Below are 13084 nucleotides of genomic sequence, written 5' to 3'. Positions count from 1 at the left end.
CTTCTGCTTCGTTTTTGGAAAAAACAGCGTTTTGATTTTTCGCATCCCAATCGACCGTATATCCAGCCTGCTCCAGAACATTACGCAAAGGTAACAACACGGTTCTGTTTATATACTGCGGCATGGCGCCCTGCTTTATTGATTGGCCGTCTACCAGCAATTGCGTCGGATAGGCTGACAAATCCGGCAGCGGATCCAGCACAGGCTCAAATGCGTATGCAAACGTACTAATGGTCAGAATTGCTGCAGCAGCACAGGCTAAAAAACGATGTGTCCTCCTCATAAAAACGCCCTCCTTCGTATAACTTTAGCGGCAATCAAACCAACCAGTTATACAACAGCTGCGATGCATCCGGCCCCGCTGCTGCCGAACCCACAAAAACAAGATTTAACAGTAAGACGGGCAGATATATGAAATCGTTCCTTATTTCGTCTCTGCCCGCGCGATAAAATCGCTTTCTTCCCTTTTCTAGATCCTATAGAGATATTATATCAATATTGGCCAATTTCTTCAAATTACTATTCGTTAAAAATATTATCTTTCGCCTAAAAACTCACAGCGAGCGAACGAATACGTCCAAAAGACAGCACCGTTTGTTTCACAGGCCTGCACAGATCGCTTTCCGGCAGCTCACTCCTGCAAAAAGAAGATGCTTTCGACCGGCTGGCCAAGAAGACGCGCCACCTTCATCGCCAATTCCAGCGTCGGGTCATATTTATTATTCTCCATTGCCACGATCGTCTGGCGCGACACCCCTAACAAACCGGCCAAATCTTCCTGCCGCAGACCGCGCGCACGCCGCAGCTCTTTGATACAGTTTTTCATGCGCTTATACTACCATAATTGCAATCGCAAACAGTGCCCCCAATGCGGCTACTGCAACACTAAATCCCAGCACAATCGCAAGCGTTTTCCAAAGCGGATAGGGTTTATATTCTTCGTCTCCCTGAGTGCTGCGATTGCGCAGCACAAGCACAGAAATCGACTGCGTTAAAACGCCAGCCAGCAAAATCAAATTCGTAAGCGGTAATTTTCCGCCATTGACAAACACTTCATAAAAATTCAGCGCTGCCAGCCCGATCATCACAACCAGATAGGCCCACGAAACCGCCTTATACTGAATCATGCGCTCCATCTCATCGGCACGATTCATGCCCGGCTGCAAACCAATTCTTTCCGCCACACCGATCACCCACGGTCGGGGTTCTTTTCCGTTCCTCCAGTCTTTTTTCCCAAGCCAAACAGAAAATGCAAGGATTCCGCCCAGTATAATAAGCGGCAGCGCCATCAGCAGATACATCTTGATCTTCATATGTCATCCTCCCGTTCTATCTCCAAAATGTCAAACTCTTTTTACATTTTCATCATACCCACTGATACCTAAAATGTCAATACTTTTTTATATTTGGGCAAAGAAATATCCCACGGCAATTTGCCGTGGGATCACTTCTTTATTTGTCGTTTTCCGCATTTTCAGAAGCGGTTTCCGCCGACGGCTCCGCAGCAGGTGCTGCCGCTTCAGCCGACTTGGCTTCGAGTTCTTCCTTCAGCTCGGTCATCAGATCCTCGCCGACGATTTTATCCGGCACGACCTCGTTGTTGAACACCTTGATAAAGGTCTCGCCGTCCATCGTCTCGTTACGGATCAAATACTCCGCTACACGCGTCATCTCTGCCATGTGCTCAGTCAGCAGCTTCTTGCAGCTCCGATAGGCCTCCTCGATGATGCGGTGGATCTCGTCGTCGATCTCCGCCGCCTTGACCTCGGAATAACCCTTGCCCGCTGCAAAATCGCGGCCAAGGAAAATTTCCCCATTATCCGAACCATAGTCGATCGGACCGATTTTTTCGCTCATACCGTAGCTGGTGACCATGGCGCGCGCCATCTGGGTCGCCTGCTTGATATCGCCGTACGCACCGGTGGAAATATCCTCCATTGTCAGTTCTTCCGCTACGCGGCCGCCCAGACAAACAACAATATATTCCTCCATATAATGGCGTGTGCGGTATGCCTGATCTTCCTCCGGCAGCGGCATGGTAAAGCCGCCCGCACCGGACGAACGCGGGATAATGGTGACGTGATGCACCGGATCCTGCGTCGGCAGCACATGGAAGCAAATTGCGTGGCCGGCCTCATGGAAGGCGGTCAAACGCTTATCCTTGTCCGTAATGATGTGGCTCTTTTTCTCCACACCCATAACTACCTTGAGCAGGGATTCCTCGATTTCCTCCTGCGTAATCAGCTTTTTATTGCGGCGAGCCGCCATCAATGCGGCTTCATTGAGCAGGTTTTCCAGATCCGCACCGGTAAAGCCTGCCGTTGTTTTCGCGATATCTGCAAACTTGACGTCCGGATCAAACTGCTTATTGCGCGCATGCACCTTGAGGATCGCCTCGCGGCCCTTCACATCAGGTGCGCCAACATAGACCTGACGGTCAAAACGGCCGGGACGCAGCAGCGCGTTATCCAGAATATCCTTACGGTTGGTAGCCGCGATGACGATAACGCCCTCGTTCGCGCCGAAGCCGTCCATCTCAACAAGCAGCTGGTTGAGCGTCTGCTCCCGTTCATCGTGACCACCGCCCAGACCGGCGCCGCGCTGACGGCCGACCGCATCAATCTCATCGATGAACACGATTGCCGGAGCGTTCTTCTTGGCCTGCTCAAACAGATCACGCACGCGTGACGCGCCCACGCCGACATACAGCTCAACGAAATCCGAACCCGAGATCGACAGGAACGGTACGCCCGCCTCACCGGCCACCGCGCGGGCAATCAGCGTTTTGCCGGTGCCCGGAGGGCCGACCAGCAGCACACCCTTAGGAATGCGCGCGCCGATCTGCACGAACTTCTGCGGGTTTTTGAGGAACTCAACAATTTCCTGCAGCTCTGCCTTTTCTTCATCCGCACCAGCTACATCCGCAAAGGTAACCTTGCGCTTGTCATCCTGCGCGAGCCGCGCACGCGCCTTGCCGAACTGCATCGGCCCTGCGCCGCCGCCGGACTGCTTGTTCATCATAAAATACCAGAACGCGCCCAAAAGAACAATCAGGACCACATAAGGCAGGAAGTTCGCCCACCAGGGCATCTCCGTTGTCACATAGTCAACTTCCTTGAGCGTACCATCATCCATCTGCTGGGTAATAATCTCTCCAAGCTGCGCCCACCAAATATAATCGGCGCCGCCAAGATCATAGCTTACTACCTTATCCTGCTCCTGCAGGTGCATGGTAAGCGTTCCGCCCTCCAGCTTATAGCGGTCAATCTTACCATCTTTAAAATAGTCATAAACCTGTGTATAGGTCACCGCCTCTGTTTGCTGCGTCTGGCTGACTACATAGCTTACACCTGCCAGCAGAAACACCAGAATAATCAGATAGAGGCCAAAGCCCTTCATTTTTCCTTTCAAATCGGTATTGCACCTCTTCCTTGTTGGAGTTTATTCGCCGCCATAAACACGCGGCTTCAAAATGCCGATATACGGCAGATTGCGATATTTTTCAGCATAATCCAGACCGTAGCCGACCACGAATTCATCCGGAATCTCAAAGCCAAGGTAATCTACATTGACATCTACCTTGCGCCGAGCCGGTTTGCTGAGCAAAGTACACAGGCGAATGGAATTTGCTCCCCGCGCCATGAGTATCTGCATTAAATAGTGCAGCGTAACGCCTGAATCCAGGATGTCCTCTATAATCAGCAGGTCACGGCCGTCAATCGGCTGCTCAATATCCTTAATAATTTGTACTTCGCCCGAAGTTTTTGTGCCCTTTCCATAGCTCGACACCACCATAAAATCAACGCTGCACGGCGTATCAATTTTACGGGTCAGGTCAGCCATAAATACATAGGACCCTTTCAATACACTAACAACCAACGGATTCTTATCCCGATAGTCCTCCGTAATACGGGCGCCAAGCTCAGCAACTTTATCCGCGAGCTGCTGCTCCGTAAAATAAACCTCCTTGATATCGTCCATCATATTATACGCCATAGCTGTTTTACCCCTCTATTTTTATTTCTATCAGCGCGCCGCCCTGGGGTCGACGCGAAATATCCATACCAATGTCCTGTACAGCAATCACACCATACTTGTCTGCAATAACGGCCAATTGCTGCCGCCGCAGTCGTGGAATTTTGCGATCAATCATCAGCTTTTTCAATGTCCCGCTGCCGCCGGCCTCTGTCAACCGAATACGGTCTCCAGTCTTCCTTGGACGGATACACAAAGACTCAAGAGATATTGTACCACAATCTACACAAAAAGTATTGAATGATTTGTAAAAATCTTCAGAATTTTCAAGCTGCCTTATACGCACACGCGCTTTGCCGCCCCAAATCTCACCATAAAAAGGTATCCAGAGCGGGAGTTCGGGCATTCCCTCCGCCGGCTTCTCAGGGCCGACGTACAGCAAGCCGTATTCGCGCCGCGCCGTATAACCGTAGGGCAGGCAGCAAACCGCTGAAGGTTCATCGGTTTCCAGCAATTTTTCCAGCGCTGCGATATGCACCGCAGAAAAGTTGCGCATCGGCATTCCCTGCCGTTCTGCAATCTGCCGCAACGCCCTTGAACGCACGGCAGGATGCGCGCTGCGCAGTACCGCAACATCAAACGCGCCATCTTCCCCAGCAGCCTGCTCCAGCACCGCCGCAGCCTGATGAGCCAGGAAATCCTCATCCTGTCTAAGCTGCCGACTCAGGCGAACGGCTGCGTCCGCAACCGCCGGATTGATTGCGCGCAGAGCAGGCACCACTCCGTGTCGGATTCGGTTTCTTGTGTAGCGGCCGCTGCCATTTGTGCTGTCGGTCACAAAACTCTGACCGATTCCCGCCAGATAACGCTCCACCGCATCCCGCTCTACTTCTATCAGCGGCCGAATCACCGCACCGCGCACCGGAGGAATCCCCGCTAATCCTTTCGGCCCCGTGCCGCGGGTCAGATGAAACAGCATCGTCTCCAAATTGTCATCCGCCGTGTGCGCCACTGCAATTTTGCTTCCCTTCGCCGCCGCCGCAAGCCGTTCATAACGAACTGATCGTGCCGCCGCCTCAATTCCTTCCCCGCGCCTGGCGGCCTCTTCACGCACATCCAAACGCTCAGTCAGCAGCGGTATCGCCAGTTTTTCGCACAGCTCGCGGCAGAACAACTCATCTCGGTCCGCTTCTGCACCGCGCAAACAGTGATTCAGGTGATATGCCCTTACCGGATAGCCCAGTTGCCGCAGCGCATACAGCAAAGAAACCGAATCCGCACCGCCAGACAAAGCGCACAAAACCGGTTCGCCGGGCGCCAGCATCCGATAGGCTTCTATGGTTTGTTGTACCTGCTTGAGCATCATATCACTCTCCATGAATCCGGTCCGGATTCGAGAAGGTGGTGTACTGCCCGACCCACTGCAGCTCAATTGTGCTGGTTGCACCATGGCGGTTTTTTGCAATAATGATTTCTGCAATGTTTTTCTGGTCCGATTCATCGTCATAGTAGTCATCACGATAAATAAACATAACAATATCCGCATCCTGCTCAATGGCACCTGATTCACGCAAGTCAGACAGCATCGGCCGCTTATCTGAACGCTGCTCAGATGCACGGGAAAGCTGCGACAGGCATACGACAGGCACATTCAGCTCTTTCGCCATGATTTTCAGGGAACGGGAAATCTCCGCAACTTCCTGCACACGATTGTCCATATGCCGCCCGCCGACATGCATCAGCTGCAAATAGTCAATCACAATCAGGCCCAGTTCATCGCCTAACCGGCGGCATTTGGCCTTAATTTCCGGCACAGTAATCGCAGGATTATCATCCACATAAATATTTAAGCCGGCCAGCACACCCGATGCACGGGCAATTTTTACCCAGTCATCGCCGTCCAGATTGCCGGTTTTGAGCTTTTGTGATTCAATCAGCGCTTCACTTGACAGGAAGCGGCTGGCCAGCTGTTCCTTTCCCATTTCAAGCTGGAACACACAGACGCCTGTGCCTTTTTTGTATCCGCGCGGTTTATCCTTAACGCTGGCTTTGGCCGCGTTCAGCGCAATATTGAGTGCAAATGCCGTTTTACCCATACCAGGACGCGCTGCAATCAAAATTAAATCTGACTTGTTCAGTCCGGTCAGCGCAGTATCCAGCGCATGAAAACCAGTGGACATACCCGGAATATCACTGTCTGACTTGGCGCGTTCATCCAGCTCTGTATACAGATCTGCAATGACTTCGCTCAGTCTGAACAGGCCCTTAATCTCTCTGCCCTGCCGAATGCCATAGATGCGCTGTTCCACCCACTCAGCAATAGCAGATGCATCGTCATGGCCTTCCAGCGCTTTCTGATAGCCTTCATTCGTCGCTTCCAGAATCTGCCGCAGCAGACTCTTATCCCGAACGATGCGAACATATTCGCCGATGTTTCGCGTACCCGGCGTAATTTCCATCAGCTGCATCAGGTATGCGCGGCCACCCGCTTCATCATAATAGCCCAGTCGGGTCAGCATATCGAGCACGGTGACCGCATCAATTTTCTGCGCACCGTTGAACATCGAATAAATGGTTTCAAAAATGCGCTTGTTCTCATCCGCATAGAAGTCTTCCGCGCGCACCTGCTCGATTACTTCCGGAATGCAGTTCGGATCGACCAGCATTGCGCCCAGAAGAGACTGTTCCGCTGTCAGGTCCTGCGGTACTTGCCGCGTTAAAAGCTCATCCAAAACCGCACCGCCTTTCGAATGGAAAATTAAAAATGAAGAATGAAAACACGCGCGATATTCGTTCAGAAATCATCCGCAAATCGGATGCCTTTATAAAAAGCCGCGGCGCGTACGCAGCTTTTTATACCTTCTTACCAGAAAGCGTTTCACATATCGGAACTTTTCGCAGTCCGTGCATCTTGCCGCGCCTTCGGCGCGGCAAGATGCACTCAATTGCAGCAATATGTTTCCCTCGAAACCGTCAGGCCTCTACCACCTGCACCAAAATTTCACCGGCAATGTCCTGATACAGCTTTGCCTTTACACGGTGTACGCCAAAAGTTTTAATCGGCTCTTCCAGCACGATCTTCTGCTTCGGCACGTTCAGTCCATATTGTTTGCTCAGTTCCTCGGCAATTTCCTTGGAGGTAACAGCGCCGAACAACCGGCCGCCAGCACCGCCCTTGGCCGGCACCTTGACAGGGCTGACCTTGAGTTTTTCCGCAGCTTCACGCGCTGCCTGCTGTTCCAGCGCAACTTTGCGGGCATGCGCTTCGTCCTGCGCACGCTTGACATTCAAATTATCGGCCGTTGCGATTTCTGCCAAGCCGCGCGGCAGCAAAAAATTACGGCCATACCCTTCGCTGACTTCAATCAGGTCTCCTTTTTTTCCTTTGCCCTTTACATCAGCAGTTAAAATAACTTTCATTTGCTTTTGCTCCTTTTTTAAAATGCTGTTTTATCGGAAACGACGGATTGCTCACCCATCTAATTTTCGCTTTCGCGATCTGCAAAGTAGCCTGCTATCGCCTCTGTAATCATGCGGTCCGCCTGCGCCGGCGTTGTATTATGAAGCTGTGCGCCTGCGGCCGAATGATTGCCGCCGCCGCCCAATCGCTCCATCAGCAATTGAACGTTCACCTGCCCCGCTGCACGGGCCGATACCGCCATATCCTTTCCATTCCGGAAAGCAACCACGCTTGCCTGTGTGCCAATGATGGAAAGCAGCTCGTCTGCGGCCTGCGCAGCTGCTACACGGTCGATTTCCTCATCGGTAATTGCAAAAATGACGCCCTTGCCGCAGCTCCGTGCAGAAGAAATGATTTTCTGCCGCTCCATATACTGGTCAAAGCTTGACTGGAAGAAGCGTTTCACATCGCTTGCCTCAGCACCGGCACGGCGCAGATAGGCCGCCGCTTCAAAGGTTCGCACGCCGGTACGGGTAGAAAAGCCTTTTGTATCCAGATAAATGCCGGCAAGCATAGCCTCCGCCTCACCCGTGAGTATGCCGCTGGTCGGAACCAGATATTGCAGCAATTCGCTAACCAGCTCCGAAGCAGAGGATGCGTAAGGTTCATGCAGAGACACGACCGCGTTCTCAATATAGTCTGCGGCGCGGCGATGATGGTCCACCACCGCAACCTTGTTAATGGATTGCAGAAGTGCCTGACTTTCTACATAGCCCGGCCGATTGACATCCACAACGATCAGCAGCGTATTGTAATCGCACATAATCATTGCGTCCTCTGCGCTGATGAATACATCCTTGTATTCCGGAAGCTTTTCCAGCCGTTCGATCAGTTCGGCCGCCATGGTATGTTCACGGTCTACCACAATATGCACCGGTTTGCCCTTCACACGCGCCGCACAAGCCATGCCGGCTGCCGCGCCAATCGCATCCATATCGCTGTTGCGGTGCCCCATAACGAGCACCTGGGAAGAGTCTCGTATCAACTGTGAAAGCGCATTGGATACAACGCGGCTTTTCACCTTCGTACGCTTTTCCACTTCTTCGCTCAGTCCGCCGTAAAACTCAAACGAGTAACGGTTTTTGATGACCGCCTGGTCGCCGCCGCGTGAAAGCGCCATGTCCACCGCAAGGCTGGCATACTGATAGCTTTCCGCAAGCGTTTCACCGTCTCGTCCCACACCGATGGAAAGCGTAGCGATAACGCCTTCATGGTTAAGAATTTCCCGCACTTCCTGCAAAATGGAAAACTTCCGCGCAGCCAGTTTATCCAGTTCCGCATTTTCCAAAATAAAAATATACTTGTCTCGGTCAAACTTGCGCAATACTGCGCCGCTGTCTTTCATCCACATGGACAGGCGTTTGTCAATGCCCGCCAGAATGTCCGATTTTTCCGAATCGTTGACGTTTTTCATCAATTCTTCGTAATTGTCAATCGCAATAATCGCCAGTGCAGGCTGCTTGGTCTCTGCCGCGTCCCTAAGCTGTACAAAACTGGTGCAGTCAATGAAATGCAGCATCATCATCTGCCCCGCGCCGCTCTGAATCATGCGTCCATACACATGATACGCGTGCCGTCCCATGCGCAGCTCACCGGGGAATTGACTTTTTCCCTCGATCAGCCACCGTGTTTCAAACGTGGGCGCCAATTCGCCGAGCCGCATATGCTTGGCGGCACCGATGTTGCCAGCAGCCTCTTCAAAGGCATCATTCGCCCAAATAATCTCCCCCGTCGTTGCCAATGCAACAACCGTTGGCAGCGGCGATTTGACAATGGACGGCCGCACTTCTCCTCCGTCTACACGGATATTGTCCATCAGTTCCTGCACCTGCCGGTCATGTTCATTCTCTCCGCGCGCAGTTACCAGGCGCAGCGCCACACAGGCTGCAAGACCGATCAAGCCGTATGCCAGAGAAAAATACAGGCCGCCCGCTGCAAAGAGCAGAAAAAGAATAAATAGCAGATTCTGTCCTGGCTGCGAAGCACTCTGAACCTTTTTTTTCACTTTCCCGTCCCCCTTTCGGACGTACATATACAGGTTAATTATATCATTTGTCTACGGCAATGTAAACAAATTTTCTCTTGTTTTTCTGGGTATTCCGTGAAAAGGTCTTATCTCTTCAGCAAATTCTTCATCTTCCAAACCATAGCGCGTTTTTATGAAAACCAGAAACCGCTCTGCCTGTTGCGTTTTTGCGCAGAATATGATAAAGTAGCCTCATCCTGAAACGGAGGTTTGCAATATGCAGTTTACCTTTGCACACAACAACTTGAACGTACGCAACCTAGAGCAGTCTCTTCAATTCTATCAGCAGGCGCTTGGTTTGACCGAAACACGCCGTATCAATGCAGAAGACGGCAGCTTTATTATCGTTTATCTCAGCGATGGACAGACTGCGCACAATCTTGAGCTGACCTGGCTGCGCGACTGGGATCGTCCGTACAACTTGGGGGACAACGAATTTCATTTGGCATTCCGGGTGGATGATTACGAGGCTGCGCACGCCAAGCACGCCGAAATGGGCTGCATCTGTTTTGAAAACCCTTCCATGGGCATCTACTTTATTTCTGACCCCGATGGGTATTGGCTTGAGGTCATTCCCACGCGCTAAAAGCAAAAACAGCCACAGGCCGCTTTTGACCTGTGGCTGTTTATTGTCGGCTCCGCATATGGGTATGCGTCTCTTTATCACCTGATTATTGACCGAAAGGAGTGCCTGCTGCTTGAATCCATATCTTGATCTGTTTCTCACCTTTGCACGCGTCGGCGTATGCACCTTTGGCGGCGGTTATGCGATGCTGCCTATTTTGCAGCGTGAAATTGTGGATGCCCGAGGCTGGGCAACCGAGGATGAGCTGATGGACTATTACGCCATCGGTCAATGCACCCCGGGCGTCATTGCCGTAAACACCGCAACTTTCATTGGCTACAAGATGCATAGAGTTGCCGGCGCAATATGCGCAACCACCGGCGTGGTCTTCCCTTCGCTGATTATCATCACCGCCATTGCAGCATTTATCCAGCAATTTTCCCATATGGCAGCGGTTCAACACGCCTTTGCGGGCATCCGTGTTGCTGTATGCGCACTGGTTCTGCAGTCGGTTTGGAAAATGGCGCGCAAGGGCGTAGTTGACCGGTTGACGTTCGTCATTTTACTGGTTACCTTTTTGGCTGTTGCTGTTGTAGGGCTGTCCCCTGTGCTGATGATTGTTTTGGCCGCAGCCGTCGGAATCCTTTCCGGCTTGTTTCGGGGAGAACGCACATGATTTTTTTACAACTTTTCTGGGAATTTTTCAAAACCGGCCTGTTTTCCATCGGCGGCGGTCTGGCAACGCTGCCTTTTTTGAAGGCTATCTCTCTCAAATATCCATGGTTTACGCCAAACGATCTGCTCGATATGATCGCCGTATCCGAATCCACCCCCGGTCCTATCGGCGTGAACACCGCCACTTATGCGGGCTTTCGGGCTGCCGGGATTGCAGGAGCCCTCACCGCAACCGCATCGCTCGTACTGCCGTCGGTCATGATCATCATTTTGGTTTCCCGCGCACTGAATAAATTCCGCGATTCTCCGTTCGTACAAAATGCCTTTTACGGCCTGCGTCCCGCATCTGCCGGATTGATTTTTGGCGCAATGGCTGAGGTTTTTGCAGCTTCCCTGCTGCACATTGATTTGTGGACCGGCCTGAACAGCCTCTTTGCCGTGCTGAATCTGCCTGCTATTTTGTTGTTCCTGCTGATAACGGTTGGCATCCGAAAGTTGCCGCAGGTACACCCCATTCTTTTCATTCTCTTCGGCGCCGTCTGTGGTGTCGTATTCCGTTTTTAAGTGTAAAGGCCGGCGGAAACAGTTCCGCCGGCCTTTACACTACCCTTTTTTCACTGTGCCAAATAGTCCTCGATCACGTCTCGAAAGTGCGCCACGGCAACGCCATTCTCTTGCAACAGCGCTGTCAACCGCAGTATCTCTGCATAGGAAACCGCAATATCTTCCAGCCTGTCCACATCGTTTTCTCCGCCATAAGCAGAAATGCCATAATGTGTTTCATCCGCAATTTCCCGTTCTGTTATGATATACCGAACCATGTGCCTTCCCCCTTTACCAGATCTTCTGAACATACAGGCAAGTTTTATTTTACAGTAATCCCGTTTTCATGTTTGTCAAATTTTGTCGAACGAAAGATAAAAAATTTGCCGCAGATGGGTTGACATCCGCGGCAGTTGTTTTATTTGCACAAAAACTCTTCCACAAGTTGGCAGGCATCTTCAATGCAGCCTGCACAGCTCCGGCGAACATTTCCGTCCGCTATGCCTTTCAATTCGCGGCACAGATATGTCCCATTTTTCTCCTGAAAAGCAGCAGCCAGCGCCTTAGTCATCTTATATGTCTTGCCTTTTGTCTCACCCGCGCGTTCACAGCCTCCGCTGTTTTTCTGCCCCGCAAGCATAAACGCGCCTGTCAGCGCACCGCACACCTCCTTCAGTCCCATTCCCAAGCCGAAACCTTCAGCCATCTTAAACGCAGTCTGTTCATCCAGTCCAAATGCATCGCAATAAGCGCAAACCACCGCCTGCGCACAATTATAGCCGCTGTCGTGCAATTTCTGTGCACGTTCCATTCTCTCCGTCAATTTCCTTTTTCCTCCTTTAATACTCTACCTGTTCAAAATAGCGCAGTATCGCTTTGCATTGCGCGTCCGCTTCCGCCTGCCAATCTTCCTCGCTGTCAATCAACATCTGGTCTTCCTCATTATCAATGAAGCAGAACTCACTGGTTACTGCAGGAATCTGCAGCGCCGCCGCCGCACGGTTCGTATAATAATAGTCCCCCTGACTTCCTTCGCGGAATACAATGCCGCGCACCGAAACGCCAAGCTTACTGTACTCTTCCAGCAAATTTTCAGCAAGCAGCTTGCTTGGGCCGCCCTTTTTATCCGAAATCTGCGACAATATCTCAGCTCCGCTCGCCCCTGTAGCAGAGGCGTTATGATGAATACTGAAAAACAGGTCGGCAGATTTGGCATACTTTTCCATCACACTGCCGCGCAGCGAAAGCGAGCTGCCCTGTTCCAGCGTATCCCGTACCATAACAACCGTAACGCCCGCCTTTTCCAAATACTCCTGCAAATATTGCGCTACATACAGGTTAATATGCTTCTCATCCAGCGACATGTCTTCGTTATGGGCGCCAATATCGCTGCCGCCATGCCCTGCATCAACAATCACTATCTTCTTACCGTCCAGATGAGAGGTGCGCGGCTCTTCCGGCTCCGGCTCCGGTTCTGGTTCCGGCGCAGGTTCCGGCTCATTGCCCTCCGATCCGGTATAATCCCCCACCCGCACCAGGTAGTCCGCGCTGCAGTACTGCGAGGCCGTACCGTCTTCATCCAGAATATGCGCCCAGCCATCTGTTATCCCGTCCACCGGTATCTTATCTCCGTTTGAAAGCTTGCCCACAGCGGTATAAGTACGCCCAGGGCCCGAACGAACGGTCAGCCAATCGCTCACCTTCACCTGATATATGCCCGGCGTAAACTCCGGCTCGGGTTCCGGTTCCGGCTCAGGTTCCGGCGTTGTGATCTGCACCGTTTTGTTCTGATATGTTACGCTGAACGGCAAGTTTTCTGCTACATCCGCAATCTTATAAT

The 13084-nt window shown here is 51.8% G+C and carries 15 protein-coding genes; 3 read left to right on the top strand and 12 right to left on the bottom strand.

The window, feature by feature from the left end:
• From ACOYIE_RS05055 to ACOYIE_RS05015, 9 genes are all read right to left on the bottom strand, one after another.
• The coding region (locus ACOYIE_RS05055; RefSeq protein WP_433411061.1) for a stalk domain-containing protein at positions 1 to 283 on the bottom strand (283 nt) is incomplete at its 3' end.
• A gap of 348 nt (positions 284 to 631) precedes the next feature.
• The gene (locus ACOYIE_RS05050; RefSeq protein ID WP_433411060.1) at positions 632 to 826 is read right to left on the bottom strand and encodes a helix-turn-helix transcriptional regulator; all 195 of its coding nucleotides are present in this window, start codon (positions 824 to 826) and stop codon (positions 632 to 634) included.
• 4 nt (positions 827 to 830) lie between these two features.
• Positions 831 to 1313 (bottom strand): hypothetical protein, encoded by a 483-nt coding sequence (locus ACOYIE_RS05045; protein WP_031472776.1) that lies wholly within the window; start codon positions 1311 to 1313, stop codon positions 831 to 833.
• 139 nt (positions 1314 to 1452) lie between these two features.
• A complete protein-coding gene (gene ftsH, locus ACOYIE_RS05040; RefSeq protein ID WP_433411059.1) occupies positions 1453 to 3399 on the bottom strand; it encodes an ATP-dependent zinc metalloprotease FtsH in 1947 nt (648 codons plus the stop codon).
• A 42-nt stretch (positions 3400 to 3441) separates the two neighbouring features.
• Positions 3442 to 3996 carry a hypoxanthine phosphoribosyltransferase gene (gene hpt / locus ACOYIE_RS05035; protein ID WP_433411058.1) on the bottom strand — a complete coding sequence of 185 codons (555 nt, stop codon included), beginning with the start codon at positions 3994 to 3996 and terminating at the stop codon, positions 3442 to 3444.
• 7 nt (positions 3997 to 4003) lie between these two features.
• Positions 4004 to 5341, bottom strand: a complete 1338-nt coding sequence (gene tilS / locus ACOYIE_RS05030) for a tRNA lysidine(34) synthetase TilS (protein ID WP_433411057.1) — start codon at positions 5339 to 5341, stop codon at positions 4004 to 4006.
• A gap of 1 nt (position 5342) precedes the next feature.
• Positions 5343 to 6707 carry a replicative DNA helicase gene (gene dnaB, locus ACOYIE_RS05025; protein ID WP_433411055.1) on the bottom strand — a complete coding sequence of 455 codons (1365 nt, stop codon included), beginning with the start codon at positions 6705 to 6707 and terminating at the stop codon, positions 5343 to 5345.
• Between the two features lie 241 nt (positions 6708 to 6948).
• Entirely contained in the window at positions 6949 to 7395 is a 447-nt protein-coding gene (gene rplI / locus ACOYIE_RS05020; RefSeq protein WP_433411054.1) for a 50S ribosomal protein L9, read from the bottom strand.
• Between the two features lie 59 nt (positions 7396 to 7454).
• Positions 7455 to 9440: a DHH family phosphoesterase gene (locus ACOYIE_RS05015; RefSeq protein WP_433411053.1), complete on the bottom strand. Its 1986-nt coding sequence runs from the start codon at positions 9438 to 9440 to the stop codon at positions 7455 to 7457.
• 238 nt (positions 9441 to 9678) lie between these two features.
• Between ACOYIE_RS05015 and ACOYIE_RS05010 the strand changes: the two genes are divergently transcribed.
• The 3 genes from ACOYIE_RS05010 (at position 9679) to ACOYIE_RS05000 (ending at position 11265) form a co-directional block, all read left to right on the top strand.
• Positions 9679 to 10047, top strand: coding sequence for a VOC family protein (locus ACOYIE_RS05010; protein ID WP_433411052.1), 369 nt, complete (start codon positions 9679 to 9681; stop codon positions 10045 to 10047).
• Positions 10048 to 10159: 112 nt separating this feature from the next.
• Entirely contained in the window at positions 10160 to 10702 is a 543-nt protein-coding gene (locus tag ACOYIE_RS05005) for a chromate transporter (RefSeq protein WP_433411051.1), read from the top strand.
• Positions 10699 to 11265 (top strand): chromate transporter, encoded by a 567-nt coding sequence (locus ACOYIE_RS05000; RefSeq protein ID WP_433411050.1) that lies wholly within the window; start codon positions 10699 to 10701, stop codon positions 11263 to 11265. The genes ACOYIE_RS05005 and ACOYIE_RS05000 overlap by 4 nt, the downstream gene beginning before the upstream one ends.
• Positions 11266 to 11315: 50 nt before the next feature.
• Here ACOYIE_RS05000 and ACOYIE_RS04995 read toward each other — a convergent pair whose 3' ends face one another.
• The 3 genes from ACOYIE_RS04995 to ACOYIE_RS04985 all read right to left on the bottom strand — a co-directional run.
• Positions 11316 to 11555: a DUF6514 family protein gene (locus ACOYIE_RS04995; protein ID WP_433411049.1), complete on the bottom strand. Its 240-nt coding sequence runs from the start codon at positions 11553 to 11555 to the stop codon at positions 11316 to 11318.
• 107 nt (positions 11556 to 11662) lie between these two features.
• On the bottom strand, positions 11663 to 12055 hold the full coding sequence (locus ACOYIE_RS04990; RefSeq protein ID WP_433411048.1) for a C-GCAxxG-C-C family protein: 393 nt from the start codon (positions 12053 to 12055) through the stop codon (positions 11663 to 11665).
• A gap of 28 nt (positions 12056 to 12083) precedes the next feature.
• Positions 12084 to 13084 (bottom strand): N-acetylmuramoyl-L-alanine amidase (locus tag ACOYIE_RS04985; protein WP_433411047.1); only part of this gene is annotated, 1001 nt, incomplete at its 5' end.

Source organism: Agathobaculum sp. (genome assembly GCF_050946325.1).
Taxonomy (GTDB): domain Bacteria; phylum Bacillota; class Clostridia; order Oscillospirales; family Butyricicoccaceae; genus Agathobaculum.
Note: the sequence above shows the minus strand (reverse complement) of the source record. Positions and strands in the feature narration are given on the sequence as shown.